Annotated in this window: 31 protein-coding genes and 1 tRNA gene; 15 read left to right on the top strand and 17 right to left on the bottom strand. The window is 67.9% G+C overall.

Translation table 11 applies throughout. The features are described 5' to 3' along the window. Positions 1 to 39 precede the first annotated feature (39 nt). Entirely contained in the window at positions 40 to 279 is a 240-nt protein-coding gene (locus FL625_RS06710) for a hypothetical protein (RefSeq protein ID WP_149587874.1), read from the top strand. 21 nt (positions 280 to 300) lie between these two features. Here the strand turns inward: FL625_RS06710 and FL625_RS06705 are convergent, their stop codons facing one another. Together FL625_RS06705 and FL625_RS06700 are read right to left on the bottom strand one after the other, a co-directional pair. Continuing rightward, positions 301 to 1,125 (bottom strand): M15 family peptidase, encoded by an 825-nt coding sequence (locus FL625_RS06705; protein ID WP_149587873.1) that lies wholly within the window; start codon positions 1,123 to 1,125, stop codon positions 301 to 303. A gap of 37 nt (positions 1,126 to 1,162) precedes the next feature. Next, complete coding sequence (locus FL625_RS06700; protein WP_149587872.1) at positions 1,163 to 2,008, bottom strand: hypothetical protein; 846 nt, start codon at positions 2,006 to 2,008, stop codon at positions 1,163 to 1,165. A gap of 175 nt (positions 2,009 to 2,183) precedes the next feature. Between FL625_RS06700 and fabB the strand changes: the two genes are divergently transcribed. Genes fabB through FL625_RS06685 form a run of 3 tightly spaced genes read left to right on the top strand, consistent with a single transcriptional unit; the run spans position 2,184 to position 4,998 of the window. After that, entirely contained in the window at positions 2,184 to 3,413 is a 1,230-nt protein-coding gene (gene fabB, locus FL625_RS06695) for a beta-ketoacyl-ACP synthase I (RefSeq protein WP_149587871.1), read from the top strand. A gap of 5 nt (positions 3,414 to 3,418) precedes the next feature. Next, positions 3,419 to 4,207 (top strand): enoyl-ACP reductase FabI, encoded by a 789-nt coding sequence (locus FL625_RS06690; RefSeq protein ID WP_149587870.1) that lies wholly within the window; start codon positions 3,419 to 3,421, stop codon positions 4,205 to 4,207. A gap of 5 nt (positions 4,208 to 4,212) precedes the next feature. Then, positions 4,213 to 4,998 carry a metalloprotease gene (locus tag FL625_RS06685; protein ID WP_149587869.1) on the top strand — a complete coding sequence of 262 codons (786 nt, stop codon included), beginning with the start codon at positions 4,213 to 4,215 and terminating at the stop codon, positions 4,996 to 4,998. 32 nt (positions 4,999 to 5,030) lie between these two features. Here the strand turns inward: FL625_RS06685 and FL625_RS06680 are convergent, their stop codons facing one another. From FL625_RS06680 to FL625_RS06670, 3 genes are all read right to left on the bottom strand, one after another. Beyond that, complete coding sequence (locus FL625_RS06680; protein WP_149587868.1) at positions 5,031 to 5,327, bottom strand: hypothetical protein; 297 nt, start codon at positions 5,325 to 5,327, stop codon at positions 5,031 to 5,033. 170 nt (positions 5,328 to 5,497) lie between these two features. Continuing rightward, a tRNA-Gly gene (locus FL625_RS06675) sits at positions 5,498 to 5,571 on the bottom strand. Positions 5,572 to 5,605: 34 nt separating this feature from the next. Further along, positions 5,606 to 6,262 carry an SOS response-associated peptidase gene (locus FL625_RS06670; RefSeq protein WP_149587867.1) on the bottom strand — a complete coding sequence of 219 codons (657 nt, stop codon included), beginning with the start codon at positions 6,260 to 6,262 and terminating at the stop codon, positions 5,606 to 5,608. 77 nt (positions 6,263 to 6,339) lie between these two features. Between FL625_RS06670 and FL625_RS06665 the strand changes: the two genes are divergently transcribed. Then, positions 6,340 to 6,693, top strand: coding sequence for a VOC family protein (locus tag FL625_RS06665; protein ID WP_149587866.1), 354 nt, complete (start codon positions 6,340 to 6,342; stop codon positions 6,691 to 6,693). 81 nt (positions 6,694 to 6,774) lie between these two features. On the opposite strand, the gene FL625_RS06660 is transcribed toward FL625_RS06665, so the two are convergent. Next, complete coding sequence (locus FL625_RS06660; protein ID WP_149587865.1) at positions 6,775 to 8,274, bottom strand: bifunctional metallophosphatase/5'-nucleotidase; 1,500 nt, start codon at positions 8,272 to 8,274, stop codon at positions 6,775 to 6,777. Between the two features lie 148 nt (positions 8,275 to 8,422). Between FL625_RS06660 and FL625_RS06655 the strand changes: the two genes are divergently transcribed. Together FL625_RS06655 and FL625_RS06650 are read left to right on the top strand one after the other, a co-directional pair. Continuing rightward, positions 8,423 to 8,761 (top strand): DUF952 domain-containing protein, encoded by a 339-nt coding sequence (locus FL625_RS06655; protein ID WP_149587864.1) that lies wholly within the window; start codon positions 8,423 to 8,425, stop codon positions 8,759 to 8,761. After that, positions 8,758 to 9,819, top strand: a complete 1,062-nt coding sequence (locus FL625_RS06650; protein ID WP_149587863.1) for a quinone-dependent dihydroorotate dehydrogenase — start codon at positions 8,758 to 8,760, stop codon at positions 9,817 to 9,819. Before FL625_RS06655 ends, FL625_RS06650 begins: the two co-directional genes overlap by 4 nt. Before the next feature lie 92 nt (positions 9,820 to 9,911). Here the strand turns inward: FL625_RS06650 and FL625_RS06645 are convergent, their stop codons facing one another. From FL625_RS06645 to FL625_RS06625, 5 genes are all read right to left on the bottom strand, one after another. Further along, positions 9,912 to 10,148: an Lrp/AsnC ligand binding domain-containing protein gene (locus FL625_RS06645; RefSeq protein ID WP_149587862.1), complete on the bottom strand. Its 237-nt coding sequence runs from the start codon at positions 10,146 to 10,148 to the stop codon at positions 9,912 to 9,914. A gap of 102 nt (positions 10,149 to 10,250) precedes the next feature. Beyond that, positions 10,251 to 11,774, bottom strand: coding sequence for an ATP-dependent DNA helicase (locus FL625_RS06640; RefSeq protein WP_149587861.1), 1,524 nt, complete (start codon positions 11,772 to 11,774; stop codon positions 10,251 to 10,253). A gap of 38 nt (positions 11,775 to 11,812) precedes the next feature. Next, the gene (locus FL625_RS06635) at positions 11,813 to 12,001 is read right to left on the bottom strand and encodes a hypothetical protein (protein WP_149587860.1); all 189 of its coding nucleotides are present in this window, start codon (positions 11,999 to 12,001) and stop codon (positions 11,813 to 11,815) included. A 121-nt stretch (positions 12,002 to 12,122) separates the two neighbouring features. Further along, on the bottom strand, positions 12,123 to 13,415 hold the full coding sequence (gene ccrA / locus FL625_RS06630; protein WP_149587859.1) for a crotonyl-CoA carboxylase/reductase: 1,293 nt from the start codon (positions 13,413 to 13,415) through the stop codon (positions 12,123 to 12,125). Positions 13,416 to 13,521: 106 nt separating this feature from the next. After that, positions 13,522 to 14,880: a 1-acyl-sn-glycerol-3-phosphate acyltransferase gene (locus FL625_RS06625; protein WP_149587858.1), complete on the bottom strand. Its 1,359-nt coding sequence runs from the start codon at positions 14,878 to 14,880 to the stop codon at positions 13,522 to 13,524. Between the two features lie 194 nt (positions 14,881 to 15,074). On the opposite strand from FL625_RS06625, the gene FL625_RS06620 reads away from it, so the two are divergent. From FL625_RS06620 to FL625_RS06585, 8 genes are all read left to right on the top strand, one after another. Beyond that, positions 15,075 to 17,030 carry a methylmalonyl-CoA mutase family protein gene (locus FL625_RS06620; RefSeq protein ID WP_149587857.1) on the top strand — a complete coding sequence of 652 codons (1,956 nt, stop codon included), beginning with the start codon at positions 15,075 to 15,077 and terminating at the stop codon, positions 17,028 to 17,030. Positions 17,031 to 17,099: 69 nt separating this feature from the next. Next, positions 17,100 to 17,495: a hypothetical protein gene (locus tag FL625_RS06615; RefSeq protein ID WP_149587856.1), complete on the top strand. Its 396-nt coding sequence runs from the start codon at positions 17,100 to 17,102 to the stop codon at positions 17,493 to 17,495. After that, positions 17,492 to 17,935, top strand: coding sequence for a hypothetical protein (locus FL625_RS06610; RefSeq protein ID WP_149587855.1), 444 nt, complete (start codon positions 17,492 to 17,494; stop codon positions 17,933 to 17,935). Before FL625_RS06615 ends, FL625_RS06610 begins: the two co-directional genes overlap by 4 nt. Before the next feature lie 191 nt (positions 17,936 to 18,126). Further along, on the top strand, positions 18,127 to 18,831 hold the full coding sequence (gene deoD, locus FL625_RS06605; RefSeq protein ID WP_149587854.1) for a purine-nucleoside phosphorylase: 705 nt from the start codon (positions 18,127 to 18,129) through the stop codon (positions 18,829 to 18,831). A gap of 23 nt (positions 18,832 to 18,854) precedes the next feature. Then, positions 18,855 to 19,289 carry a rhodanese-like domain-containing protein gene (locus FL625_RS06600; protein WP_149587853.1) on the top strand — a complete coding sequence of 145 codons (435 nt, stop codon included), beginning with the start codon at positions 18,855 to 18,857 and terminating at the stop codon, positions 19,287 to 19,289. Between the two features lie 67 nt (positions 19,290 to 19,356). Beyond that, positions 19,357 to 20,676, top strand: coding sequence for a serine hydroxymethyltransferase (glyA, locus tag FL625_RS06595; RefSeq protein ID WP_149587852.1), 1,320 nt, complete (start codon positions 19,357 to 19,359; stop codon positions 20,674 to 20,676). Then, positions 20,673 to 21,656: an aldo/keto reductase gene (locus tag FL625_RS06590; RefSeq protein ID WP_149587851.1), complete on the top strand. Its 984-nt coding sequence runs from the start codon at positions 20,673 to 20,675 to the stop codon at positions 21,654 to 21,656. The genes glyA and FL625_RS06590 overlap by 4 nt, the downstream gene beginning before the upstream one ends. Positions 21,657 to 21,695: 39 nt before the next feature. Beyond that, positions 21,696 to 22,487: a cation efflux transmembrane domain-containing protein gene (locus FL625_RS06585; RefSeq protein WP_149587850.1), complete on the top strand. Its 792-nt coding sequence runs from the start codon at positions 21,696 to 21,698 to the stop codon at positions 22,485 to 22,487. On the opposite strand, the gene FL625_RS06580 is transcribed toward FL625_RS06585, so the two are convergent. The 6 genes from FL625_RS06580 to sdhD are packed head-to-tail and all read right to left on the bottom strand — an operon-like array spanning position 22,484 to position 26,265. Further along, a complete protein-coding gene (locus tag FL625_RS06580) occupies positions 22,484 to 22,678 on the bottom strand; it encodes a hypothetical protein (RefSeq protein ID WP_149587849.1) in 195 nt (64 codons plus the stop codon). The two genes, FL625_RS06585 and FL625_RS06580, sit on opposite strands and share 4 nt — an antisense overlap. 7 nt (positions 22,679 to 22,685) lie before the next feature. Beyond that, positions 22,686 to 23,462: a succinate dehydrogenase iron-sulfur subunit gene (locus tag FL625_RS06575; RefSeq protein WP_149587848.1), complete on the bottom strand. Its 777-nt coding sequence runs from the start codon at positions 23,460 to 23,462 to the stop codon at positions 22,686 to 22,688. A 3-nt stretch (positions 23,463 to 23,465) separates the two neighbouring features. Then, on the bottom strand, positions 23,466 to 23,759 hold the full coding sequence (locus FL625_RS06570) for a hypothetical protein (protein ID WP_149587847.1): 294 nt from the start codon (positions 23,757 to 23,759) through the stop codon (positions 23,466 to 23,468). Between the two features lie 4 nt (positions 23,760 to 23,763). Further along, positions 23,764 to 24,081 carry a hypothetical protein gene (locus tag FL625_RS06565; protein WP_149587846.1) on the bottom strand — a complete coding sequence of 106 codons (318 nt, stop codon included), beginning with the start codon at positions 24,079 to 24,081 and terminating at the stop codon, positions 23,764 to 23,766. Beyond that, on the bottom strand, positions 24,081 to 25,883 hold the full coding sequence (gene sdhA, locus FL625_RS06560) for a succinate dehydrogenase flavoprotein subunit (RefSeq protein ID WP_149587845.1): 1,803 nt from the start codon (positions 25,881 to 25,883) through the stop codon (positions 24,081 to 24,083). Before sdhA ends, FL625_RS06565 begins: the two co-directional genes overlap by 1 nt. 10 nt (positions 25,884 to 25,893) lie before the next feature. After that, positions 25,894 to 26,265: a succinate dehydrogenase, hydrophobic membrane anchor protein gene (sdhD, locus tag FL625_RS06555; RefSeq protein WP_149587844.1), complete on the bottom strand. Its 372-nt coding sequence runs from the start codon at positions 26,263 to 26,265 to the stop codon at positions 25,894 to 25,896. Between the last annotated feature and the right edge of the window lie 4 nt (positions 26,266 to 26,269).

Raw genomic sequence — 26,269 nt, 5'->3', positions numbered from 1 at the left:
GGTTTCGTTGTCTGAAATTCGAACGAGGGCCTGACAGCCATGGAAGATCTGGTCCGTTGCACGGAAGCCCTCGCCGAACAGTATGCACCGCTGTTTCCGGTCATCGTCTTTCTCATCACCGCGGTCGTGTTCGCGATCGTCCGGACGATCACCTCGCTGCTTTACGGTGCCCTCTGGGCGATCATATCCTACATCCTCGCCCTCCAGCTCTTGCCCAATTTCTTCCTCTTCATGATGGTGGGAACCTTGGCGATAGTAGCCTGTGCGGGTAACGGCTAGCCCGCCGCCGGCCCTGAACCGCTACAACCGCGCCGCCTGGACATGCATCCAGTCGAAATTGCGCGACCGGCCCAGGGAGACCCAGCCCTCGGCCTCCCAGGCGTGCCACCAGAAGTCATAGGCGGGCGCATCCAGGCTCGCCCGGTCGCGGCCCCAGTTCAGCGGATTGCGCTCGGGGTCCCAGTCGATCGCCACCGCCCAGGCATGGGTGGACCAGGTGGTCCCGCCCCGCTTCTTGCGGTTGGCGAAACAGCCGCCGAACAGGTCCAGCCGCAGCTTCTTCAGCTCGGCCTCGCCGTAATGGGCATGGACCTTCTGCAACACGCGGTCGAGGCTCGCCGCCACCTTGGAATGGCAGCCGATATGCGTGACCTTCTGCGACTTGTTCCAGGCCAGCCGCAGCGTCCAGGGCACCCGGACGCGGGTGATCGGCGGGGCGCCCGGCGGGCCGTAGAAGGCGCGCATCGCCGCCTGGTTGCCGGTGTCGCGCGGCCAGCCGTGCGGATTGGCATCCGAAGGCTCGTCATCGCGCCAGGGCCGCGGCAGGCTGCCGTGGTCCAGCAGATGCACCAGCTGGTCGTAGGCCTCCTGCGTGACCGGGCCCCAGAACCCGTCCACCGGGTCGCAGGGGATGCCGCGATCCTTGCAGACCAGCTGGAACAGGAGGATCGCCCGCCGCCGGGGCGGAAAGCCAAGGGCTCCGGCCGGGATCTCGGCCTGCCGGGCCGTCAGCGCGGCCAGCACCGCCGCGTCGAAGGCCGGCGTCACCGCGCCGTCCGCCGGACCGTTGAACAGGCCCGCGCCCCTCAGATGCGCCTGAACGATCGTCACCGCCCGTTTCAGCATGGTTCTTCTCCTGCAATGACCTGACGAAAATCCCGGCTCAGAAATCGGCCGGCACGGCGATCAGGCCGGACCGGTATTTCTCGGTCCGCGTCCAGCGCGGCGCACCGCCCTGGGCCAGCGGGTTGAAGGGCGCCACCTCGATGTTGTCCTTCGCGATCATCTCGCGCATCGAATGCGCCTCGATCACGTCGCCCCGGCGCCCGGGAAAGACGTGATAACCGGCATGGGCGATGCCGACGAAGAAGGGCACGTTGCGGAAGGCCGCGGGCTGGGTCTTCCTGAACCCCACCAGCCTGGTCACGTTGTCCACCTTCGCGTCGTAGTAGATGCCCTTGTTCACCGCGCTCGCATACCGCAGCGCATGGCCGCCCCAGACCGGCATCCACTTGCGCGGCGGCTTCAACGGGTTCAGCGCCTGGTCCTCGGCATCCCAGGCCGCGTTCTGGGACGGGTCGGGGTTCCAGTAGTAGAGCTTCCAGCCCAGCTGCTGCAGCATGATCTGCAGGTCGGTTCCGTAGAACTTCTGGTCGATCTTCAGCTGGGCGTTGATCTTCTTCCAGGTGTTGCCCATGCCCGTCGCGTTGAAGCCGCGCTCGCAGGCCTGCATCGCCAGAAGGATGCAGGCCGTCGCCACCTGCAGGTCCACCAGGAACTCGGGCTTGCCGAACTTGCGCAACTGCGCCATCCGCTTTTCCCGCGTCCGGTGCTCGGGCTTGCGGTTGCCGTAGTATTTCGACACCCCCCACTTCGCGTAGAACTTCAGGTGGTCGTCATAGACCCAGTCCAGGAAATCCGCCGCCGCATCGGTGAACACGTCCAGCGTGTCGCGGTGCTTGCGGATCTCGGCGGTCGAGAACATTCCCGGCGGAACGGATGAGGCCATGAACCCGGCTCCTTCGCTGCATGCTGAAAAACATCGAACAATGCGGGAAGATTAGCACCGAATGGTCAACAATGACAGTCAGGATTGCCGACTGGCCCGATCCGGCCGAGCCAACCCGCTTGCCCCCTCCCCCCCTCTGCCCTAAACAGGGCGCCAAGCCATGAAGGGAGGCCGCATGCGCCGCGTCGTCATCACCGGGATCGGGATCATCTCGTCCATCGGCAACTCCGCCGCCGAGGTCGAGGCGAACCTGCGTGCCGGGAAATCCGGCATCGTCTTCGCCCCCGACTATGCCGAACACGGTTTCCGCTGCCGCGTGCACGGCGCGCCGAACATCGTGCTGGAGGACCACATCGACAAGCGCGACCTGCGCTTCATGGGCGACGGCGCGGCCTACTGCTATCTCTCGATGCGCCAGGCGATCGAGGATTCCGGCCTGGCCGAGGCCGACATCTCGAACGACCGCACCGGCATCATCGTCGGCACCGGCGGGCCCTCGACCAAATCCTTCTTCCGCGCCCACAACATCGTGCGCGAGACCGGCTCGCCGAAACGCATCGGCCCCTTCGGCGTGACCAAGGGCATGTCCTCGACCGCCTCGGCCTGCCTGGCCACGCCCTTCAAGATCAAGGGCGTGAACTATTCCATCACCTCGGCCTGCTCCACCTCGGCCCATTGCATCGGCAACGGCACCGAACTGATCCAGATGGGCAAGCAGGACATCGTCTTCGCCGGCGGAGGCGAGGAACTGGACTGGACGCTTTCCTGCCTGTTCGACGCCATGGGCGCCATGTCCTCGAAATACAACGACGCGCCGGAAACCGCGTCCCGCACCTATGACGCCAACCGCGACGGCTTCGTCATCGCCGGCGGCGGCGGGATCGTGGTGCTGGAGGAACTGGAACACGCCCTGGCCCGCGGCGCGAAGATCTATGGCGAAGTCACCGGCTACGGTGCCACCTCGGACGGCTACGACATGGTGGCGCCCTCGGGCGAAGGCGGCGAACGGGCGATGCGGCTGGCGCTTTCCACCCTGCCCCAGGGCCGGAAGATCGACTACATCAACAGCCACGGCACCTCGACCCCCGTCGGCGACATCACCGAGGTCGAGGCGATCCGCCGCGTCTTCGGCCGCGGCCAGACCCCGCCCATCGCCTCGACCAAGTCGCTGACCGGCCATTGCCTCGGCGGTGCCGGCGTGTGGGAGGCGATCTATTCGCTCATCATGATGAACGGCAACTTCATCGCCGCCTCGGCCAATGTCTTCACCCCCGACCCGGCGCTCGATCCCGGAGAGATCGTGACCACGATGCGCGACAATGTCGCCATCGACAGCGTGCTGTCCAACAGCTTCGGCTTCGGCGGCACCAACGCCACCCTCGTCATGTCGAAATACCTCGGGTAACCATCATGGCCGAACTGATGAAAGGCAAGCGCGGGCTTGTCATGGGCGTGGCGAACGACCGGTCGATCGCCTGGGGCATCGCCTCGGCGCTGGCGGCGGAAGGCGCGGAACTTGCGTTCAGCTACCAGGGCGAGGCCTTCGGCAAGCGGGTCGAACCGCTGGCGGCCAGCGTGGGGTCGGATTTCCTGATCGACGTGGACGTGACCAACGAGGACAGCCTCGACCGGCTGTTTGCCGAGATCGGCCGCCGCTGGGGCTCGCTCGATTTCGTCATCCACGCCATCGCCTATTCCGACAAGGCGGAACTGACCGGGCGCTTCATCAACACGACCAAGGGCAACTTCCTGAACTCGCTGAACATCTCCTGCTTCAGCTTCATCGACGTGGCCCGGCGCGCCGAGCCCCTGATGCCCAACGGCGGCACGCTCATCACCCTGACCTTCCAGGGCTCGAACCGGGTCGTGCCGAACTACAACGTGATGGGCGTGGCCAAGGCGGCGCTGGAATCGGCGACGCGCTATCTGGCCAACGACCTCGGGCCGCAGAAGATCCGCGTCAACGCGATCTCGCCCGGGCCGATGAAGACGCTGGCCGGCTCGGCCATCGGCGGCGCCCGCGCCACCTACCGCCACACCGAGGACAACACGCCCCTGCGCTCGAACGCCACGCTCGAGGCGATCGGCGGCACCGCGGTCTGGCTCTGCTCGGACTACGGCGCCTGCACCACCGGCGAGGTCATCCATGTCGATGGCGGCTTCCACATCCTCGGCATGCCGCAGGCCGAGAACCTCTGACCGCGGTGCTACCGGTCCTTGCCGCCCTCGCCCTCTGTGCCGCCACCCTTCACGCGCTGCGCGGCGGGCTTGTTGACCGGGGCCGTTTCGTCACCCTTGCCGGCCTCGACGCCCCGGCGCTTGTCACGGGCGCCATGGCGCTGGCGGCCGCGGTCTATTTCTTCGACCCGCTGTATGGCGTGGCGCTGGTCCTCTCGGTGATGATCCATGAATTCGGCCATGTCGCGGCCTACCGTGTCTGCGGCCATGCCGATGCGCGGTTTCGCCTGATCCCGCTGATCGGCGGTGTCGCCATCTCCGGCCGGCCACCGGCAAGCCACGCCGAGGACGTCTTCATCACCCTTATGGGGCCGGGTATCTGCCTCGCACCCATGGTCCTCGCCCTGACCGTTCTGGACACGGGGCTGATCCAGTCCCCGCTCGTGACCGATTTCCTCTGGACCTTCGCCCTTGTCACCGGCGCGATCAATTTCTTCAACCTGTTGCCGTTCTGGCCCCTGGACGGGGGGCGCTGCCTGTCGGTGCTGAGCCAGACCTTCGCGCCCGGGATCGCCCGCAAGGTGACGATCGCCATGTCCATCGCCGCGATCCTGATTGCGCTCCTGCTGCAATCCTTCGCCCTGACCGCCTTCGCGCTGCTCGGCGCGCAGTATCTGGTCGCGGACGGAGACGAAACCGGGCGCGAGCGCCGCATGGGACGGCAGCACGGCCTGCTGGCAGCCGCGGCCTATCTTGCGGCCCTGGCAAGTTTCGGCATCGTCGGCTGGCCACTGATAACCAGGATCTTCTGACCCGGACACCTGCCGTCCGGTCCCGGCCTCGCTCAGGATGTGGACGGCTTGGCCCGTGATGGCAGCGGCGGCGCCGGCAGGGAAAGACTGCCCGACCCTGGCCGGGCCGGCAAGGCAAGGCGCTGCGTCCCCGGCATGGTCGGCGTGCGTCCGTGCCTTGCCCACAAGGACAGCGCCGCCGCGCCCATTCCCAGCCCCGTCACCAGCAGCCGTCGCCGCGTCAGATGCGGCGGGTCGGCGGCCGGATTCTCCGGCTCATGCCCGTCGCGCGCGCGGCTGTCCGCGCGGCTGTCCGCGCGGCTGTCCGCGCGGTTGTCGCGGTCCGTCATCGGTGGAACTCCGTGCCTGTCACCGACTGATACGCTGGACAACCGACGTTCCGTCGAGACGCGGAAGATGGGTTAACAAACCCTGAACGCCCACGGACAAGCCCTTGTCAGGAAACGGATATCCGGAAATGTCCACCGTGGACGGGTTGCGGAGACCGTGGGGAAGGGGGTGGAGCGGGTGACGGGAATCGAACCCGTGTCTCTAGCTTGGAAGGCTAGGGTCTTACCATTACACAACACCCGCGCTGCCTGTCAGATAACACCTCGCCGGGCGCGCTTCAAGCCGCGACCGGGGCGATCAGACGCTCTCCGGACGCCTGGTTCGAGTTGACCTCGACCCCCACCCGCCAGGGCGGGTTCAGCACGCCCGGCGCGACGGGTCGCATCAGGACCGCCGCCCCGTGCCCCGCCTCGCCCAGCCACAGGGGCCAGTCCGCCCGCTCCAGGATCACCGGCTCGCGGTGGTGGATCCCGGCCATGCCGGCGCCGGCCTCGGTCGAGACGATGGCCACGGTGTCGAGGTCGCGCCAACGCTGCCAGACCCCCGCCAGCGCCATCGGCTGCCCGTCGGCGCGGGTGAAGTACCAGGGCAGCCGCGCCTTGTTCTCGCCCTCGCTCCATTCGTAGAAGCCACTGGCGGGCACGATGCAGCGCCGCTCGCGGATCGCGGCCTTGAAGGCGGGCTTCGTGGCCACGGTGTCGGACCGCGCGTTGATGATCAGCGGGCCATCGTTCGGCGCCTTGTACCAGGCCGGGATGAAGCCCCAGCGCATCGCGCGCAGCCGCCGCACCCCGCCCTCGGAGGTCACGACGGTGACGGGGTTCGTCGGACAGACGTTGTAGTTGGGCACCGGCGGCAGGTCGTTGCCGGGGACCGCATCGAACAGCGCCGCCAGCGCCTCGGTGGGGTGGGTGATGGTGAAACGCCCGCACATCACGCCAGTCTGTGCCCGATCCCGCAGACGCGCAAGACGTGCCAGGCTGATCGCGCATCCCAACCGCAGAGCCGCCGATGCCGCAGCTTTCCCAGATCTCGCGCCGTGTCGAGAACCTCGAGCGCGCCCACGCCTTCTGGAGCGACCGGCTGGGCGCCCCCCTTCTCTACCGCTTTCCCGGCCTGGCCTTCCTCGATCTCGCCGGTACCCGGCTGATGCTGAAGGAAACCGGTCGCCGCGAGGACGCCGACATCCTTTACCTTGCGACCGACGAGATCAGCGCCGGCCATGCCCGGCTGGTCGAGCCGGGCATCCCAGTCACCGGCGGCCCGAATCTGATCCACCGGCACCCGGACGGGTCCGAGGAGTGGATGGCCTTCTTCAAGGACGACGAAGGCCGCGACCTTGCCCTGCACGGCATCCGCCGCTGACCTCTCGTCGTGCGCCTTCGGCTTCTCCTCGGAGTGCCCTGCGAGGAGCGACCGAAGGAAGCGAGGAGCCGCCCCCCGGGTCTATTGTCCCAGTTTGCGGATCCGCCCTTCGACGCCCACGTTCACCGTGCCCAGCTTCTCGACATAGGCCATCACGTCATTGGCCACGAGCTGCCCGGTCGGACCGTCGGTCAGCACGCGCCCGCCGCCAAGGGCCGCATAGCCGTCTCCGCCGCCCAGGATGTAGTCGTTGACCGCCACCTTGTAGAGCTTGTCGGGCTCAAGGGCCGCGCCACCCACCATCACCTCGCTGACCCGTTTGCCCGGCTCGGCCGACGGATCGAAGACGAAAGTCAGGCCCGACACTTGCGGAAACCGCCCCGCGCCTTTCTCGACCTGGCTGACGCCGTTCTCCAGCGCCAGCAGCACCTGGCTGCCCGGCAGCTCGGTCACCACCGTGACGTTGCCGAAGGGCAGCTCGGTCAGGATGTCGCGACGGGTCAGCTTGCGACCCGCGTCATAGGTCGTGTCCCCCCGGATGCCGCCGCCGTTCATGATCGCGATATCGGCCCCGGTCGCATCCCGCATCGCGTCCGCAATCAGGTTGCCCATGGTCGCCTCCTCGGACCGCACCACGTTCCGGCGGCTGTCGAGCGGAGCGGCGAGCGTCCCGATCTCGACCGCCAGCGTCTTGTCCATCGTCGCGCGCAGCGCATCGGCCATCGCCACCGACTCGGGGTCGGGCGTCACCGTCGCGGTGTCGATGAACCGGAAGGACGGCACCCAGCTTATCGACCGCTTGCCGTCCTCGGCCACCTTCACCTCGACCGTCAGATCGATCGGCGTCAGGAACTGGCCGTCCACGCTGGTCTCGACATAGGCCGTGCGGCCGTCATATGCGGTGGCATAGGTGTGGTCGTCGCCCGACAGGATCACGTCGAAGGCGCCGCTCTTCATCAGCGCGCGGTCGTTCTCCATGTTGGTCTGGACCACGCCGACCACGATGTCCGCCCCGTCCTCGCGCGCCTTCTTGGCGGCCTCGACGCCCATCTCCACCGTGGGTCCGAATTTCAGACTGCCGGTGGAACTCACCTCGGGCGAGGTGTCCTGCGCCACCGGGATCAGCGCCACCTTCAGCCCGCCGACCTCCTTCACCATCACGCCGCCCAGTCCCTCGATCGGGCTGCCGTCGCCATTTGTGATGTTGATCGCCGCCCACGGGTATTTCGAGGCCTTCATCTTCTCGAAGAAATTCTCCGGCCCGAAGTCGAATTCGTGGTTGCCCGGCACCGCCAGGTCGAAGGGCACCAGGTTGGTGAAGTCGATGGTGTTCTGCCCCTTGTCGAAGCCCGAGGCGAGCGACGGCGACAGCATGTCGCCATTGAACAGGTAAAGCGTGTTCGGATTGGCCGCGCGTTCCGCCTTCGCCACCGCGTTCAGCCGGGCAAAACCGCCCCGACCGTCCTCTTCTTCAAAATTGTAGACATCGCCGACGCCCAGCAGCGTCAGCTTCACCGTCTCGGCCCCCGCGGGCAGCGCCAGCATGGCAGAGATCAGGGCCAGCCTTGAAACATTGAACATCGCGACTCTCCAAGAGGTTGTTTGCCAGTGGGCCCAGCTTGCGCCGCGCGAGCCGGGCGTGTCAAAGGAACATCGGCCCGCGCGGTGTCAGGCGAATGACAGGCGGCAAGGCATTGCCAGCTCTCCCGTCCTTCGCTATTCGGCGCCCATGCTTATCCTCAAGATCTTCCGCCGCACCGAATGGGATGCCTTCCGGGCCGCCGGGGAAACCCGGGGCGCGCCGGTCGATCTGGCCGACGGCTACATCCATTTCTCCACCCCCGCCCAGGTGGCCGAAACGGCGGCGAAGTGGTTCGGCACGGAAAGCGACCTCGTGCTGGTGGCTTTCGACCCCGACAGGCTGGGACCGGCGCTGAAATGGGAACCCTCGCGCGGTGGGCAGCTTTTCCCGCATCTCTACCGGCCCCTGCGCCTCGACGAGGTGGTCTGGGACAAGTCGCTGCCCCTTGGCGCGACCGGCCACATCTTCCCCGAGGGGCTGTGGTGAGCACGCTCGAGCGGCTGGGCCTGTCGCTTCTGCACCGCATCGACCCCGAGCGCGCGCATGGCCTGTCGCTCCGGGCGCTCCGCGCGGGTCTCGTGCCCCTGCCCGGCCCGGTGGACCTGCCGCGCCTGCATGTGACGATCGCCGGCCTGCGGCTTCCGAACCCGGTCGGGCTGGCGGCGGGCTACGACAAGAACGCCGAGGCCATCGCCCCCCTGTCGCGCGCGGGCTTCGGCTTCATCGAGGTCGGGGCCGCGACCCCCCTGGCGCAGCCCGGCAACGACCGCCCGCGCCTCTTCCGTCTGACCGAGGACCGCGCGGCGATCAACCGTTTCGGCTTCAACAATCAGGGCATGCAGGCGATCGGCGGACGCCTTGCCGCCCGCCAGCGCGGGCCGGTGCCGGTCGGGCTGAACCTAGGGGCGAACAAGACCTCGACCAACCGCGCCGCCGATTTCGCCGCCGTGCTGGCCCATTGCGGCCCGCATGTCGATTTCGCCACGGTGAACGTCAGTTCGCCCAACACCGAGGGGCTGCGCAACCTTCAGGGCAAGGCGCTCCTCGCCGACCTTCTCCGTCAGGTGATGGAGGCGCGGCTGGCCCTCGCCCGCCCGATCCCGGTCTTCCTGAAGATCGCACCCGACCTGTCGCCGGGCGAGCTGGAGGACATCGTCGAGGTGGCCCTGCTGGCCCGGGTGTCGGGCATCATCGCGACGAACACCACCTTGTCCCGCGAAGGTTTGAAATCTGCAAATCGGGATCAATCTGGCGGGCTTTCCGGGGCGCCATTGTTCGAAAAGTCCACAAGAGTCCTGGCGCGACTGTCGCATCTGACCAAGGGAGTCCTGCCGCTGGTCGGGGTCGGCGGGGTGGGCTCGGCCGAACAGGCCTACGAGAAGATCCGCGCCGGGGCCTCGGCGGTTCAGCTCTACACGGCCATGGTCTATGACGGGTTGTCGCTGGTGCCGCGGATCGCCCAGGGGCTGGACAGGCTGCTGGCGCGCGACGGCTACGCCAACGTGACCCTCGCCGTCGGCACCGGCCGCAGCGCCTGGCTCTGATCCTCTCCTGCCCTTTGCCCAAATACTCCGGGGGTCCGGGGGCTGGCCCCCGGCCCTCGGCCACAGCCCAGACGCGACCCGAGCGGCGTGGCTCAGAACGCCTTGAACGTCATCGTGGTCAGCGTGCGCTGGATGCCGGGGATGTCGAACAGGCGCGACGACAGGTAATGCCCCACATCCTGGTCGTCCGGGATGTAGACCTTGGCGATCAGGTCATAGTCGCCGCTGGTCGAGTAAAGCTCGCTCACCACCTCGCGGTCCCAGATCGCATCGGCGACCTCGTAGGTCATGCCGGGCGTGCAGCGGAACTGGACGAATACCAGGGTCATGCGAAGGCTCCTCTGTTTGCGGCAGGATAGGCCAGACGCCGCCAAAGCAGAACCGCCGCCGCCAAAATTTTTCGCCGGAAAATTCCGGCGGCCCGCACCACCCTAGCCGGCCTCTTCCAGCGACAGCGCCGCCGGAGCCCGGCGCAGGTCCTCGATCCCGAGGGGAACCTCGGGCCGGGCCAGCCGGTTGCGCACCACCCAGTAGAGCCGGGTCTGCGCCCGGGTGATCGCCACATAGGCCAGCCGCTTCCACAGGGGCACTCCGGCTTCGGACCGCCCCGACTGCGCGGCGGCATAGAGGTCCGGCGCAAAGACCTGCACCACCTCCCATTGCGAGCCCTGCGCCTTGTGGATCGTAACCGCCGCGCCATGCAGGAAGGCCGCGCCCATCTGGGCGGCATGCGGGATGAAGGGCTCTTCCGCGTCCGGCTTCTCGATCTTGATGATCGAGGCGGCCGAAAGCTGCGGCTCCTCGGCCCCCACCACATGCAGACGGGCAAAGCCCGGCCGGTTGCCTTCGCCCAGATAGATCACCTGCGCGCCCTTGATCAGCCCCCGCGCCTCGAGATCGATACGTTTCTTGCGGTGCTTGAGCGGCAGTTCGATGCCGTCGCAGATCAGCGGCTCTCCCGGCAGAAGCTGGTCCTCGGGCGCGCCATAGGCCGACCGGAAGGCCTGGATCAGCCGCACCCGCGTCGTGTTGCGCCAGACAAGGACCGGAGACCGCGCCATCAGCCCCGCCTCGACCCGTTCGGCCCAGACCACCCTGTCGTCCTTCCGCGCGGCCTCCTGCACCAGCGCCTCGAAATCCTCGAACCCCAGCCGCTCGTCGCCCAGCGCATGGGCGAGGTCGAGGATCGGGTTGTCCTCCGCCTGGCGGTGGATGCGGTGCAGCACCAGCTTGCGCCCCTCGGACAGCCGGTCGAACACCATCTCGCCCGACTGGCCGACCGGGGCCAGCTGCGCCGGGTCGCCGAACAGGACCAGAGTCGGGAAGATTTCCTGCAGATCGTTGAACTGCCGCTCGTCCAGCATGGAGCTTTCATCGACGAAGCCCACGTCCAGGGGTTCCTCGCGCCGCTTCCAGCCCTTGATGAAGTCCGACCCCTTAAGCCCCGCCGCCGCCAGCGCCCCGGGGATCGAGGCCACCTGTTGGTAGAAGGCATGCGCCCGGTCCAGCGCCAGATCCGTCAGCCCCTCGACCTTGGGCCGCGTGCCCGTCCCGGTCAGCCATTCGGCGATCTTCTCGTATTCCGGGTCATAGACCGGGGTATAGAGGATGCGATGGATCGTCGTCGCCGGCACCCCGCGCAGCCGCAGCACGCTTGCGGCCTTGTTCGTCGGCGCCAGGATCGCCAGCGTCCGGCGGTCCTTGCGCTTGCGCCCCTCGTAATCGCCCGAGACCACCTCGACGCCCGCCGCCTTCAGACCGCGATACAGCTCGGCCAGCAGCATCGTCTTGCCTGACCCGGCCTTGCCCACCACAGCCAGGACGCTGCTCCGCCCTTCGGCAACCGGGGTCAGCTCGCCCTCGGCAAGATCGATACCCGCGCCAAGGAAGGCGGCGGCAAGCCGGTCATAGGCCTCGGCCTGGTCGTCGGAAAAGATCAGCGCGGCGGCCTGCATCCTGTGACCATAGCCCCTTCCCGCCCCAAGCGGTAGGGTCAGTGCATCCGCCGGCCCTTCGCCGGAGGCGCTTGCGGCGGCTCCTCCGTCCCGGCTTGCGACGCGCCGATCTCGAGGCGCGCCATGTCGATCGTCTGCGAGACCTTCTCCGCCAAACCGGGCAGGCCGTTCTGGGTCGCGTAGGTTAGAAGATCCGACAACACGTCGAAGACCCAGTCGTGGCGCATGAATTCCCTCCGCCCGAAACCTGTGCCGCCAGAGGGCCGACCCGGAAGGGCCGAACCCCATGGCGACTCAGTTAAACACAGAAATCCGGGCGATGGGTGAATTCGTTGTCAAAGGTTGCGCTTAAAGCTGCTTGCTCGCCTCAAGCGTGTCCTCGAATGTGCGCAGACCCGTGCGCGGCGCCTGCACCAGCACCGCCATGTTGCCGGGCTTGTGCTGGTTCTTCCACATCAGCGTGTGCGCCTTGGGGATGTCGGCCCATGGGAAGACCTCGGACATGCAGGGGTCGAGCCGGCGCTCGATCATCAGCTTGTTGGCCGAGGCCGCCTGCTTCAGATGCGCGAAGTGGCTCCCTTGCAGGCGCTTCTGGTGCATCCACATGTAACGCACGTCGAAGGTGCAGTTGAATCCGGTGGTCCCGGCGCAGATCACCACCATGCCGCCCTTCTTGCAGACGAGGCTCGAGACCGGGAAGGTCGCCTCGCCCGGATGTTCGAACACCATGTCCACGTTCACGCCCTTGCCGGTGATGTCCCAGATCGCCTTGCCGAAGCGGCGCGCTTCCTTCAGCCACTCGTTGTATTCGGGCGAGTTCACCTTGGGCAGCTGGCCCCAGCACTTGAACTCGTTGCGGTTGATGACGCCCTTGGCGCCCAGGCCCATGACGAAATCGCGCTTCGATTCGTCGCTGATGACGCCGATCGCATTCGCCCCGGCCGTGTTGATCAGCTGGATCGCATAGGACCCGAGGCCCCCCGAGGCGCCCCAGACCAGCACGTTCTGACCCGGCTTCAGGTCATGCGGTTCGTGCCCGAAGAGCATCCGGTAGGCCGTGGCCAGCGTCAGCGTGTAGCAGGCCGATTCCTCCCAGGTCAGGTGCTTCGGCCGCGGCATCAACTGCTGGGCCTGGACGCGCGTGAACTGCGCGAAGGACCCGTCCGGCGTCTCGTAACCCCAGATCCGTTGCGTCGGGCTGAACATCGGGTCGCCGCCGTTGCACTCCTCGTCGTCGCCGTCGTCCTGGTTGCAGTGGATCACCACCTCGTCGCCGACCTTCCAGCGCCTGACCTTGTCGCCGACCGCCCAGACGATGCCCGAGGCATCCGAGCCCGCGATGTGATAGGCCGCCTTGTGCCCGTCGAAGGGGCTGATCGGCTGGCCCAGGCCCGCCCAGACGCCGTTGTAGTTGACGCCCGCCGCCATCACCAGGACCAGCACCTCGTGGCTGTCGATGGTCCAGGTGTCCACCACCTCCTGCACCATGGCCTGTTCCGGCGCCCCGTGGCGTTCCCGGCGGATGGCCCAGGCATACATCTGCTTCGGCACATGGCCCAGCGGGGGCATCTCGCCCAGTTCGTACAGGTCCTTCTTCGGCGCGTCGTAGATCACCGGAGCATTTTGCGTATCCAAAGCCACCTCAGCCTCCAGATGGTTGCCGCGCCGCAGAATCGCTGCGCCTCTGCCGGCAGATAATATTCTTGCGCGCAACTTTGCAATAGTATCTTGGGCCAATATTGAAATTTTATGTCTGCGGCGGCGCAGAAATGCCGATGTCGGGCACCGAGGCCGCGTAGAAGTCCAGCAGCGAGCGATGCTCCGCAACCGGCTGCAGTTCCGCCGACACAAGGCCGCGCCGGATCAGCGGCCCCAGCCCCTCGTCCAGGGTCGAGGCTGCGCCGGCCGGCGGCAGTTTCAGGACCGCCCCCGCCTCGGCAAGCCGCGCGACCAGATCCCTGACCCGAGCGTCCAGCTCGTCGCGGCTCGCCGCCCCCTCGCCCAGGGCCCGCGCCACCAGCGGCACCGGAAGCACCGGGACCACCGCCGCGATCGCCGCCATCAGGCGCTCGCCCAGGCCCTCGACCGTGCCCCCGGCCCGCAGATGGTCGCGCAACGAGATCGGCGCCCCGAACCCCGCCGCCGCCGTCCCGAACACCTCCGCCCGCCCCCGGAACCGCGCCCACAGGAACTTCAGCCCGTGCCACGCCACCAAGAACGGGCGATTGCGGAACCGCCGCGTGCCGGACTTTGCCGCCTCGACCAGCACCCGGTCCTCCAGCACCCGGTCATAGGCAAGCCCCACCGGCACGAAGACCACGTCGCGCGCCTCCGGGGTCCAGCCCTCGACGATATAGCTGAGCAGTCCCAGCTTCGCCGGCCCGACCCGGCCATCCAGGCTCAGCCCGCCTTCCGGGAACATGGCCTGGGTCGTGCCCTCTTCGGTGGCCATCTGCACATAGCGCGCCAGCACCTTGCGATAGAGCGCGTTGCGGCTGCCGCGCCGGATGAAATAGGCGCCCATCGACCGGATCAGCGCCGAAAGCGGCCAGACACGCGCCCATTCACCGACGGCGTAGCTGATGGCAGAGCGGTCCGCGACCAGCCAGGTCACCAGCACATAATCCATGTTGCTGCGGTGGTTCATGACAAAGACGACCGTGGCCCTGGGGTCGATCTGGCGCAAAGCCTGGTCCACCTTGCCAACCCGGACCCGGAACAAGAGGCGGCTCAGCCATTTCGCCGCCCGTGTGCCGAACCCGAAGTAGACCGTGGCGGAAAACCCCGGCACGATCTCGCGGGCATAGCGCCGCGCCTCCTCGAAGGCCACCTCGCCCGGCACCCCGGTTTCCGCCGCATGCGCCATCGCCGCCTCGACGACGCGCTGGTCATAGGCCAGCCGCGCCACCATGTCCGACCGTCGCGCCAGCTTGAACAGGTCGATCTTGCGGTCGAGCCGCGCGTTCAGCTGCGACAGCGCCCGCTCCGCCCGCCGCCGGAAGAACCAGCGCACGCTGGGAAACAGGAAATGCGTGGCAAGGCTGATCGCGGCAAACCCCAGGATCAGGACAAGCAACCAGACCGGAACCGCCACCGTGCCGAACATGGGGCCAGCCTAGCCCATCCGGCCCATCCCGCAATGCATTTGCCCTTTCCCAAATACTCCGGGGGTGCGGGGGCTGGCCCCCGCCCGGACTTGCCGCAGCGCAGCGATTGACAGCGGCATGATCTTTCCCGTATGCCTTCCCATGCGCAATAAAATTACCCGCCAGAATCGCCCAAACCGCTCGCGAGGCCCCGATGACCGCCGAAAAACCCTGGCTCTTCCGCACCTACGCCGGCCATTCCACCGCAGCGGCCTCGAACGCGCTTTACCGGACCAACCTCGCCAAGGGGCAGACCGGGCTTTCGGTCGCCTTCGACCTGCCCACGCAGACCGGCTACGACTCGGACGATCCCCGCGCGCGCGGCGAGGTCGGCAAGGTCGGCGTTCCCGTCGCACACCTCGGCGACATGCGGACGCTCTTCCAGGACATTCCCCTGGAACAGATGAACACCTCGATGACGATCAACGCCACCGCACCCTGGCTGTTGGCCCTCTACATCGCCGTGGCCGAGGAACAAGGCGCCGACATCTCGAAACTGCAGGGCACCGTCCAGAACGACATCATCAAGGAATATCTCTCGCGCGGCACCTACATCCTGCCGCCCGAGCCCTCGCTGCGCCTCATCACCGATGTCGCGGCCTATACCGGGAAACACCTGCCCAAGTGGAACCCGATGAATGTCTGCTCCTATCACCTGCAAGAGGCCGGGGCGACGCCGGAACAGGAGCTTGCCTTCGCGCTCGCCACGGCCTGCGCAGTGCTCGATGATCTGAAAGTGAAGGTTCCGGCGGAAGATTTTCCGGCAATGGCGGGCAGAATGTCGTTTTTTGTAAACGCCGGCATCCGCTTCGTGACCGAGCTCTGCAAGATGCGCGCCTTCACCGCGCTCTGGGACGAACTCCTCGAGTCCCGCTACGGCATCTCCGACGCCCGGTTCCGCCGCTTCCGCTATGGCGTTCAGGTCAACTCCCTCGGCCTCACCGAACAGCAGCCGGAAAACAACGTCTACCGGATCCTTCTGGAAATGCTGGCCGTGACGCTCTCGAAGAACGCCCGCGCCCGCGCCGTCCAGCTGCCCGCCTGGAACGAGGCCCTGGGCCTGCCCCGCCCCTTCGACCAGCAATGGTCGCTGCGCATGCAGCAGATCCTCGCCTACGAGACCGACCTTCTGGAATACGACGACCTCTTCGACGGCAACCCCGCCATCGACCGCAAGGTCGCCGAACTGAAGGCCGGCGCGCTTGAGGAACTCGCCCATATCGACGCCATGGGCGGGGCCGTCGCCGCCATCGCCTACATGAAGGGCCGCCTCGTCGAATCCAACGCCGAACGCCTCGCCCGCATCGAATCCGGTGCGACCACGGTCGTCGGCGTCAACAGGTTCACCACCACCGAACCCTCGCCGCTCGCCACCGGCGAAGGCGCGATCATGCAGGCCGACCCCAAGGCCGAGGCCGACCAATGCGCCCGCCTCGCCCAGTGGCGCGCCGCCCGCGACCCCGAGGCGGTCGCCAAGGCCCTCGCCGCCCTCCGCCAGGCCGCCCAGTCCGGCGAAAACATCATGCCCGCCTCCATCGCCTGCGCGAAGGCCGGCGTCACCACCGGCGAATGGGGCGGCGCGATGCGCGCGCTCTACGGCGAATACCGCGCCCCCACCGGCGTCTCGCGCAACCCCTCGAACCGGACCGAGGGTCTGGAGCCCGTCCGCGACGCCGTCGCCGCCGTCTCGGCGAAACTCGGCCGCCCGCTCCGCCTCCTCCTCGGCAAGCCGGGCCTCGACGGTCACTCCAACGGCGCCGAGCAGATCGCCGCCCGCGCCCGCGACTGCGGGATGGAGATCACCTACGACGGCATCCGCCTGACCCCGCAGGAAATCGTCGCCGCCGCGGCAGAGAAACAGCCCGACGTCATCGGCCTGTCGATCCTCTCGGGCAGTCACATCCCCCTCATCCGCGAGACGCTCGACCTGATGCGCGAGGCCAAGCTGACCCAGCCCCTCGTCGTCGGCGGAATCATCCCCGACGAGGACGCCCGCACGCTCAAGGCGATGGGCGTGGCGCAGGTCTACACGCCCAAGGATTTCCAGCTGAACCGGATCATGCTGGACCTCGTGGCGCTGGCCGACCCCGCGCCGGTCGCGGCGGAATAGGGATTCCCTGCCTTTCCGGACCCGGTTGCCCTGCCTAGAAAGCGGTGACTGCAACAGGAAGGGCCCGCCATGCGCATTTTCCTCAGCCTTCTCGTCCTCGCCGGCCCTGTCGCCGCCCAGGACTGGCCGCGCGACGTCACCACCATCGTGGACGAGGCGAAGTCCATCTGCGCTGGAGAGTTCACCGCGGACCCTGGCGCCGTGACCCAGCGCGACCTGAACGGCGACGGCACCTCCGACTGGGTGATCGACAGCGGCTTCTTCCGGTGCTCGGACAGCCACGGCACCTATTGCGGGACCCGCGGCTGCGGCGTCGACACCCTGATCGACGGCACCCGCGCGGGCCTCAACCTGCACTCCTGGGACACGGTGACCGAAGGCGGCGTCACCTACCTCACCGCCCCGAACGACAAGGGCGAGACCGTCCGCTTCCTCTGGACCGGCAGCGAATGGCTGCTGCAATGATCCGCACCCTCCTCCTCCTGGCCCTCGCCGCCCCGGCCGTCGCGCAAGACCGCCCGCAGGCGCTGACGGCGCTTCTCGATTACCACCGGGCCGCCTGCACCGCCCGGGGCGGAACGCTGACCGTCTCCGAGGATGCCGTGACGCAGGCGTTCCTCCTCGGTCCCGAGGACCCTGCCCTGGTCCTCGATTCGCGCAGGCTCTCCTGCTCTGCCGCCCTTGCCATGTTCTGCGCCGACACGATCGGCTGCGAGATCAAGGTCTTCCAGCACGGTGCGCAGCACAGTCTGGTCGTGCAGGAGTGGTCGCTGGTCCCCGACGACGACCGGCACCTCCTGAAGGTCACCATCGCGGGCGAACTGATCAACCGGCCCGATCCGGGCGTCTTCCGGATGACCTGGTCTCCGGCGACAAACGCCCTGGTCACGATGCCGGGGGAATAGGATTCGCCGCCGGCGCGGTATACCGGCGGTCGGCGCTCGGACCGGATCTTGCGGCCTTGCGCCGGAAGGATGCGCGGCCCATACCTGAACCCAGGAGTGGTCAGCCGGACTTCCACTTGCCACACCGCGCATCCGTTGCGGGCAGGCCGGACGTTTCCGGATGATACGCTTCCAGACCATGGGGGGAAAAGATGACCGTTCACATCGGCGCCAGACCGGGCGACATCGCCGAAACCGTGCTCATGCCCGGCGACCCCTACCGCGCACGCTGGGCAGCACAGACCTTCCTGACCGACGCGGTGCTGGTCAACGAGGTCCGGGGGATGCTCGGCTACACCGGCACCTGGCGGGGCCACCGGGTCACCATCCATGGCTCGGGCATGGGGATGCCGTCCCTGTCGATCTACGCCAACGAGCTGATCCGCGACTTCGGCGCTAAGACCCTGATCCGCATCGGGTCGGCCGGGGCGCTGCCCACCCATGTCAAGGTCCGCGACGTGATCCTGGCGCAGGCCTGCTCGACCGTGGGGTCGCCCTCGCGCACGATCTTCCGCGAACTGAACTTCGCGCCTTGCGCCGACTTCCACCTTTTGTCCAAGGCCCACGCCGCGGCGACCGCACGGGGCACGCCCGTCCATGTGGGGGGCATCTATTCCTCGGACACCTTCTATGACGAACGCCCCGACCTTACCGAGCAGCTTCTGCGCCACGGTTGCCTGGGCGTCGAGATGGAGGCCGCCGAGCTCTACATGGTCGCCGCCCGGCATGGGGCGCGGGCGCTTGCCATCCTGACGGTCTCGGACCATATCACCACGGGCGAGGCGCTGCCTGCCGACCAGCGCGAACGCAGCTTCGGCGCCATGGTCGAGATCGCGCTGGAAGCCGCCCTCGGCTGACACTCGAACCGGAGACGAACCCCATGTCCACGCGCCGCACCTTCCTGCTACTGGCCGGGGCTGCCGCGGTTGCCGGGGTCGGCTATGTCGCGCTGCCCAGGGGGCCGGCCGGCCCCGCGCTGGACGCCGCCGAGGCCTTCCGCCGCGCCGAAGCGGGCGAGGTTCTGCTCGTGGACATCCGCACCCCCGAGGAATGGGCCGGGACCGGCAGCCCGGCCCCGGCGCACCGGCTGGACATGCGGCGGAAGGATTTCCTCGCCGCCCTGTCCGACCTCGCCGGCGGCGACCCGTCCCGCCCCATTGCGCTGATCTGCGCCACCGGCGGCCGGTCGGCGCGGCTGGCCCGCGCGCTGGAACAGGCGGGCTTCTCGCAGGTCTTCGACGTGGCCGAAGGCATGCTCGGCTCCTCCGCCGGGCCGGGCTGGATCGCCCGCGGCCTGCCGCGCGTGCCGGGCTGAGCGGCGCTTGCCCCTTGCATCCGGGGCAAGGGGCGGCTTTCCTGCGCCGACCTGACCGGAGTTGCCCATGTCCCACCTCGCCCCCCGCCCCTGGGTTCCCGCCTCCTGCGAGGCCCATGTCCAGCGCCTTGCCGCCGGGGCCGCGCGCCCCTCGTCCGAGGTCGCGGCGCGGCTGGATGCGCTGATCGCCGAGAACCGGCAGATCCACGACCGGGACTGCTTCAACCTCAACCCCGCGACCAACGTGATGAACCCGCGCGCCGAGGCGGCCCTCGCCGCTGGCCTCGGCTCGCGCCCATCGCTGGGCTATCCGGGCGACAAGTACGAGATGGGGCTGGAAGCGATCGAGGAGATCGAGGTCATCGCCGCCGAGCTTGCCGCCGAGGTCTTCGGCGCGACACATGCCGAGATCCGCGTGGGCTCCGGGGCTCTCGCGAACCTCTACGGCTTCATGGCACTGGCGAAGCCCGGCGATGCGATCATCGCGCCGCCCCCTTCCATCGGCGGCCATGTCACCCACCATGCCGCAGGCTGCGCCGGGCTCTACGGCCTGACCACCCACCCGGCACCGATCGACGCCGACGGCTATACGCTTGATCTGAAAGGGCTGGAGGATCTGGCCCATGCCGTGCGGCCGAAGATCATCATCGTGGGCGGCAGCCTGAACCTCTTCCCCCATCCGGTGGCCGAGGTGCGCAAGATCGCCGACCGGGTCGGGGCAAAGGTGCTGTTCGACGCCGCACATCAATGCGGGATCATCGCGGGGCGCGTCTGGGCCAATCCGCTGACCGAAGGCGCGCATCTGATGACGATGTCCACCTACAAGTCGCTTGGCGGCCCCGCCGGGGGGCTGATCGTCACCAATGACGCCGCCATCGCCGAACGGCTGGACGCCATCGCCTTCCCCGGCCTCACCGCCAATTTCGACGCCGCGAAATCGGCGGCGCTTGCCTATACGCTGCTCGACTGGCGCGAGCATGGCGCGGCCTATGCCCGGGCGATGGTGGACCTCGCCCAGGCACTGGCGCGCGAACTGGCCGCGCTCGGCCTGCCGGTCTTTGCCGCCGATCGGGGCGCCACCGCCTCGCACCAGTTCGCTCTGGAGGCCGCGGGTTTCGGCGGCGGGCAGGCGGCCTCGAAGACCCTGCGCAAGGCAGGGTTCCTGGCCTGCGGCATCGGCCTGCCCCTGGCCGAGGTGCCGGGCGACCTGAACGGCCTGCGCATCGGCACGCCCGAACTCGTCCGCCGTGGCGTCACCCCCGCCGATGCGCCTGCGCTTGCCGCGCTGATCGCCGAAGCCCTGCGCTCGAACGCCCCCGAAACCGTCGCTCCCCGGACCCGCGCCCTCCGCGCCCGGTTCCAGGGCCTGCACTATGTGACGCCATGAGAACCCGCCGCCTTGGCCGGCACGGCCCCGAGGTCTCGGCTCTCGGGCTCGGCTGCCTCTCCTTCGGCGGCATGTTCGGTCCCACGACCGAATCCGAGTCGCTCCGCACGCTCGATGCCGCCTGGGAGGCCGGGATCACCTTCCTCGACACCGCCAACGGTTACGGCAAAGGCGTCAGCGAAACCGTCATCGGCACCTGGCTGAAGCGGACGGGCCACCGGCCCCACATCGCCACCAAGGCCGCCTTCACCGACGACCCCGCCCGGCGGATCGACAACCGACCCGAACACATGCGCGCGGAACTCGAAGGCTCGCTGCGGCGGCTGGGGGTGGACCATGTGACGCTCTTCTACGCCCACCGCCACGATCCCCTGATCCCGGCCGAGGATCTGGCCGGCACCATGCAACGCCTTCACGAGGAAGGGAAAATCCTCGGCTACGGCCTGTCCGAGGTTGGCCCCTACACGCTGGAGCGCGCCCATGCGGTGCATCCCGTGATGGCGGTGCAGAGCGAATATTCCCTCTGGACCCGAACGCCGGAACTGGGGCTCATCCAGCGCTGCGCGAGCCTGGGCGTGGCCTTCGTCCCCTTCTCGCCGCTCGCCCGTGGCGCCTTCGGCACACCGATGGCCGACCCCGCGACCTTCGCGCCCGGCGAATTCCGCAGTCGCATCCCCCGCTTCACGCCGGAAAACTGGCCGCACAACAAGGCGCGGCTCGACGCCTTCCATGCCTTCGCCCGAAGCCGCGGCCACTCCCCCGCGGCGCTTGCGCTTGCCTGGCTTCTCGACCGGGGGCCGCATCTCATCCCGATCCCCGGCACCCGGACGGCCGAGCACCTGCGCGCCTGGGCCATGGCGCCCGGCATCGACCTGACCGACGAGGACCGGGCCGAGATCGACCGCGTCCTGCCCATCGGCTGGGCCTGGGGCGACCGCTACGACGACCACATGGCGGCGACGGTGGAACGCTATTCCTGACGGCTTTCCCCGGGACGAAGTCAGCGGTAATAGTCCGGCATGGCTGAGACCTTGCGCTTCTCCGTGTCCGGGCTCGACTGCGCCTCCTGCGTGCAGCGCGTCGAACAGGCCGCCCTGTCCGTGCCCGGGGTCGGTTCGGCCCGCGCCTCGCTGACCAACGGCACGCTGGAAGTCACTCTCGCGCCCGCAGGGCCGGAGGCCGCGGCCATCGCCGCCGCGGTCGCCGCGACGGGACACGAACTTTCCCCGATCCAGACCCATCACGACCCCGCCTATGCCCGCATCCTCGGCATCGTGGTGGCGCTGAATCTGGGCTACGGGCTCGCTGAAATCGTCGCCGGCCTCTGGGCGGGTTCGCAGGCGCTTCTGGCGGATTCGCTGGATTTCCTCGGTGACGGGCTGATCTCGCTGCTGGCCCTCATAGCCCTGCGCTGGACGGCGCGGGCGCGGGCCCGGACTGCGATGGTCCAGGGCCTGTTCCTGATGGCAATGGGCCTGTCCGTGCTGACCGGCACCCTGTTCGAGGCGCTGCGGCCGGAGCTGCCGCAATCCACCGTGATGACCGTCATGGGCCTTGGGGCAATGGCCGTGAACCTGGCCTGTGCGGCCCTGATGATGCGGCATCGGACAGGAGATGCCTCGGCCCGCGCCGTCTGGCTTTTCTCGCGCAACGATGCGATCGGCAACCTGGCGGTGGTCGCGGCGGCGCTGTTCGTGGCGCTTCTGGGCAGCCCCTGGCCCGACATCCTGGTGGCCATCGGCATCGCCAGCCTGTTTCTCGGTTCGGCGCTTGCGATCCTGCGCGATGCGCGGCGCGAACTTTCCACCTAGCGCCGGCGGCGCAGGCAATCCTTCGGTTCCGCCCCCCGCGCCTCGGCCCCGCAGGCCACGCAGCGCCAGAAGTCCGGCGCCACGCCGCGGTCCAGCCGCCAACGGCAGTCGCGCGTCAGGGTCGTGGTCCGCCACTGGTGCCAGAGGAACAGATAGACCCCGACCGCCAGGATCAGCAGCAGGATCGGCATGGGTGGATCAGACTACCCGTTCCACCATCATCTTCTTGATCTCGGCAATCGCCTTCGCCGGGTTCAGCCCCTTGGGGCAGGTCTTGGCGCAGTTCATGATCGTGTGGCAGCGATAGAGCTTGAAGGGATCCTCCAGCGCGTCCAGCCGCTCGCCCGTCGCCTCGTCGCGGCTGTCGATGATCCAGCGATAGGCGTGCAGCAACGCGGCGGGGCCCAGATAACGGTCCGAGTTCCACCAGTAGCTCGGGCAGGAGGTGCTGCACGAAGCGCACATCACGCATTCATAAAGCCCGTCCAGCTTCTTCCGGTCCTCGATCGACTGGCGCCATTCCTTCGCCGGGCGGTTCGTCTTGGTCTCCAGCCAGGGCATGATGCTGGCATGCTGGGCGTAGAAATGCGTCAGGTCCGGGATCAGGTCCTTGATCACCGCCATGTGCGGCAGCGGATAGATCCTCACGTCGCCCTTGATCTCGTCGAGGCCATAGATGCAGGCCAGCGTGTTGATCCCGTCGATGTTCATCGCGCAGGATCCGCAGATGCCCTCGCGGCAGGACCGCCGGAACGTCAGCGTCGGGTCGATCTCGTTCTTGATCTTGATCAGCGCATCCAGGACCATCGGGCCGCACTGGTCCATGTCCAGGAAATAGGTGTCGACCCGCGGGTTCTCGCCGTCATCGGGGTTCCAGCGGTAGATCTGGAACTTGCGGACGTTCTTGCCCTCGGGCTTCGGCCAGGTCTTGCCGGTGCGGATCTTGGAATTCTTGGGGAGCGAGAACTGGACCATGTCTCAGCCTTTCCAGTCGGGTCTTGCATAAAGGGGGCGGCTCGGCGGTTCGCCGGCCTTCTGCATAACGCAGCTGTCGTAAACGGCCGAGGGGTCGCGGCCCATCAGGTAATCCGAGCTGACGTTCAACTCCACGCCCGCAGACTTCTGCCCGCCCGAACCGAGGCCGACCGTGACCTCGCCCCGCGGCTGCTGGGCCAGGCGGGCGCGCTCGAAACATTGCCGCTCGGCCTCGGCCAGCGACATCGGGCCACAGGCGGCGAGGGCAAGACATGCAACGGGCAGCAGTCGGTTCATCGCATCACCGGATCGGAGGAACGCCATTGGCGGCAAAGCAGGCCTGTGCCGCGGGGCGAAGCGCGATCTGCCGGATCGTCGCCTTGGTCGCGGTTCCGGCCTCGACGCCGACGTCGCGCGCCAGAAGCCGAAGCTCGTCCGCGCTGGCCGCATCGAGGATGCATTTCGTGGCCTTCCGCGCCGGTTCGGCCGGCATGTCGATGTTGACCACCGGGAACACCACCGTATGGGCCGTCCGCTTAAGCGTGTCCTGCACCAGTTCCGCCGGATCGCAGGCGGCAAGACCAAGGACAGCGGCAAGCGAAACGGCCAGGGCGCGCATCAGAACTTCCTTTCCGCCGGGGCGATCCTTTCCAGGGCGATGCCGCCCTCGGCTTCCGTCGTCAGAGGGTCGGTGTGGACCGGGCGATAGTCAAGCCGGACCCGGTTGCCGTCCACCCAGGCCAGCGAGTGTTTGCGCCAGTTCGCGTCGTCGCGGTGCGGATAATCCTCGTGCGCATGGGCACCGCGGCTTTCGGTGCGGGCATGTGCGGCATAGATCGTGGCGAGCGCGTTCGGCATCAGGTTGGTCAGTTCCAGCGTCTCCATCAGGTCGCTGTTCCAGACCAGGCTGCGGTCGGTAACCTTCAGATCGCCCATCCTGCCCGCGATCTCGGTCATCTTGCGCTCGCCGGCCGCCAGCGTCTCCTCGGCACGGAAGACCGCTGCGTCGGACTGCATCGTGCGCTGCATTTCCAGCCGCAACTCGGCCGTCGGAATCGCGCCGTTCGCATGGCGCAGCGCGTCGAACCGGGACAGCGCCCTGTCCACCTCGGTCTTGTTCGTCGCGGGAACGCTTGCGCCGCGATCCACCACCTGCCCGGCCCGGATCGCTGCCGCACGTCCGAAGACCACCAGGTCGATCAGGCTGTTCGACCCCAGCCGGTTCGCCCCGTGCACGCTGGCACAGCCCGCCTCGCCCACCGCCATCAGGCCGGGGAAGACCGCATCGGGGTTCTCCTTCGTCGGGTTCAGTACCTCGCCCCAGTAGTTCGTGGGGATGCCGCCCATGTTGTAGTGCACTGTCGGCAGGACCGGGATCGGCTCCTTCGTCAGATCGACACCTGCGAAGATCCGTGCAGACTCGGTGATGCCGGGCAGACGCTGCTCCAGCGCCTCGCGCGGCAGGTGGCTGAGGTTCAGGTGGATGTGGTCCTTGTTCGGCCCCACCCCACGGCCCTCGCGGATCTCGATGGTCATGCAGCGGCTGACATAGTCGCGCGGTGCCAGGTCCTTGTAGTGCGGCGCATACCGCTCCATGAACCGCTCGCCTGCACTGTTCGTCAGATAGCCGCCCTCGCCCCGCGCGCCTTCGGTGATCAGGCAGCCCGAGCCATAGATCCCCGTCGGGTGGAACTGCACGAACTCCATGTCCTGCAAGGGCAGACCCGCCCGCGCCACCATCCCGCCGCCGTCGCCGGTGCAGGTATGGGCCGAGGTCGCACTGAAATAGGCGCGGCCATAGCCGCCCGTCGCCAGCACCACCATCTTCGCGTTGAAGACATGGATCGTGCCGTCATCCAGCTTCCACGCGACGACGCCCGTGCAGGCGCCATCGGTGATGACCAGGTCGATCGCGAAATACTCGATGTAGAATTCCGCGTTGTTCTTCAGGCTTTGTCCATAGAGCGTATGCAGGATCGCATGCCCCGTCCGGTCCGCCGCCGCGCAGGTCCGCTGCACCGGCGGGCCGTTGCCGAACTCGGTCGTATGCCCGCCGAAGGGGCGCTGGTAGATCTTGCCCTCCTCGGTGCGGCTGAATGGCACCCCGTAATGGTCCAGCTCGTAGACCGCTTTCGGCGCCTCGCGCGCGAGGTATTCCATGGCATCGGTGTCGCCCAGCCAGTCCGAGCCCTTTACCGTGTCATACATGTGCCACTGCCAGTGGTCCGGCCCCATGTTGCCAAGGCTGGCCGCGATGCCGCCCTGCGCCGCCACCGTGTGGCTGCGGGTCGGGAACACCTTGGTCACGCAGGCCGTGCGCAGCCCCTGTTCGGCCATGCCCAGCGTCGCGCGCAGGCCCGCGCCGCCGGCCCCCACCACGACCACGTCGTATTCATGCGTCTCGTACGGATAGGCAGTCATCATCGCTTCCTTACAGAGCCATGCGGGCCAGGGCGAACAGCCCCGTCGCGGCGATCACCCAGGCCAGCGAGATGACGAAGATGATCAGCATCTTCCGCGCCGTGCCCCGGGCATAATCCTCGATCATCGTCGTCGCCCCCATGGCGAAATGCCGCATCCCCACCACCAGCAAAAGCGCCGTCAGGATCGCCGGAAACGGGCTGCCGAAGGTCTGGACCACCGCCTCGCGGCTTTGCCCCAGCGCGCGGCCGAAGACATAGAGCCAGACCGGTACCAGGAAGGCGAGGCCGACCGCCGAGACGGTCATCGACCAGTGGTGTTCCGTCCCGTGATGGGCGGCACCCCGGCCCTCGGCCCGCTTGCGGGGAGTGATGTAGCGCATGGTC

This window comes from Tabrizicola flagellatus, assembly GCF_008271465.1.
Taxonomy (GTDB): domain Bacteria; phylum Pseudomonadota; class Alphaproteobacteria; order Rhodobacterales; family Rhodobacteraceae; genus Tabrizicola; species Tabrizicola flagellata.
Note: the sequence above shows the minus strand (reverse complement) of the source record. Positions and strands in the feature narration are given on the sequence as shown.

Coding starts and splice junctions, on each gene's coding strand:
- FL625_RS06680 (WP_149587868.1), bottom strand. CDS start 5,327: ATGACGGACCGCGACAACCGCGCGGACAGCCGCGCGGACAGCCGCGCG.
- sdhA (WP_149587845.1), bottom strand. CDS start 25,883: ATGACTGCCTATCCGTACGAGACGCATGAATACGACGTGGTCGTGGTG.
- FL625_RS06615 (WP_149587856.1), top strand. CDS start 17,100: ATGCGCATTTTCCTCAGCCTTCTCGTCCTCGCCGGCCCTGTCGCCGCC.
- glyA (WP_149587852.1), top strand. CDS start 19,357: ATGTCCCACCTCGCCCCCCGCCCCTGGGTTCCCGCCTCCTGCGAGGCC.
- deoD (WP_149587854.1), top strand. CDS start 18,127: ATGACCGTTCACATCGGCGCCAGACCGGGCGACATCGCCGAAACCGTG.
- FL625_RS06580 (WP_149587849.1), bottom strand. CDS start 22,678: ATGCCGATCCTGCTGCTGATCCTGGCGGTCGGGGTCTATCTGTTCCTC.
- FL625_RS06570 (WP_149587847.1), bottom strand. CDS start 23,759: ATGAACCGACTGCTGCCCGTTGCATGTCTTGCCCTCGCCGCCTGTGGC.
- FL625_RS06655 (WP_149587864.1), top strand. CDS start 8,423: ATGCTTATCCTCAAGATCTTCCGCCGCACCGAATGGGATGCCTTCCGG.
- FL625_RS06625 (WP_149587858.1), bottom strand. CDS start 14,880: ATGTTCGGCACGGTGGCGGTTCCGGTCTGGTTGCTTGTCCTGATCCTG.
- FL625_RS06610 (WP_149587855.1), top strand. CDS start 17,492: ATGATCCGCACCCTCCTCCTCCTGGCCCTCGCCGCCCCGGCCGTCGCG.
- FL625_RS06575 (WP_149587848.1), bottom strand. CDS start 23,462: ATGGTCCAGTTCTCGCTCCCCAAGAATTCCAAGATCCGCACCGGCAAG.
- FL625_RS06635 (WP_149587860.1), bottom strand. CDS start 12,001: ATGCGCCACGACTGGGTCTTCGACGTGTTGTCGGATCTTCTAACCTAC.
- FL625_RS06705 (WP_149587873.1), bottom strand. CDS start 1,125: ATGCTGAAACGGGCGGTGACGATCGTTCAGGCGCATCTGAGGGGCGCG.
- FL625_RS06690 (WP_149587870.1), top strand. CDS start 3,419: ATGGCCGAACTGATGAAAGGCAAGCGCGGGCTTGTCATGGGCGTGGCG.
- FL625_RS06700 (WP_149587872.1), bottom strand. CDS start 2,008: ATGGCCTCATCCGTTCCGCCGGGAATGTTCTCGACCGCCGAGATCCGC.
- FL625_RS06670 (WP_149587867.1), bottom strand. CDS start 6,262: ATGTGCGGGCGTTTCACCATCACCCACCCCACCGAGGCGCTGGCGGCG.
- FL625_RS06600 (WP_149587853.1), top strand. CDS start 18,855: ATGTCCACGCGCCGCACCTTCCTGCTACTGGCCGGGGCTGCCGCGGTT.
- FL625_RS06585 (WP_149587850.1), top strand. CDS start 21,696: ATGGCTGAGACCTTGCGCTTCTCCGTGTCCGGGCTCGACTGCGCCTCC.
- FL625_RS06590 (WP_149587851.1), top strand. CDS start 20,673: ATGAGAACCCGCCGCCTTGGCCGGCACGGCCCCGAGGTCTCGGCTCTC.
- FL625_RS06620 (WP_149587857.1), top strand. CDS start 15,075: ATGACCGCCGAAAAACCCTGGCTCTTCCGCACCTACGCCGGCCATTCC.
- FL625_RS06660 (WP_149587865.1), bottom strand. CDS start 8,274: ATGTTCAATGTTTCAAGGCTGGCCCTGATCTCTGCCATGCTGGCGCTG.
- fabB (WP_149587871.1), top strand. CDS start 2,184: ATGCGCCGCGTCGTCATCACCGGGATCGGGATCATCTCGTCCATCGGC.
- FL625_RS06710 (WP_149587874.1), top strand. CDS start 40: ATGGAAGATCTGGTCCGTTGCACGGAAGCCCTCGCCGAACAGTATGCA.
- FL625_RS06665 (WP_149587866.1), top strand. CDS start 6,340: ATGCCGCAGCTTTCCCAGATCTCGCGCCGTGTCGAGAACCTCGAGCGC.
- sdhD (WP_149587844.1), bottom strand. CDS start 26,265: ATGCGCTACATCACTCCCCGCAAGCGGGCCGAGGGCCGGGGTGCCGCC.
- FL625_RS06645 (WP_149587862.1), bottom strand. CDS start 10,148: ATGACCCTGGTATTCGTCCAGTTCCGCTGCACGCCCGGCATGACCTAC.
- FL625_RS06565 (WP_149587846.1), bottom strand. CDS start 24,081: ATGCGCGCCCTGGCCGTTTCGCTTGCCGCTGTCCTTGGTCTTGCCGCC.
- FL625_RS06640 (WP_149587861.1), bottom strand. CDS start 11,774: ATGCAGGCCGCCGCGCTGATCTTTTCCGACGACCAGGCCGAGGCCTAT.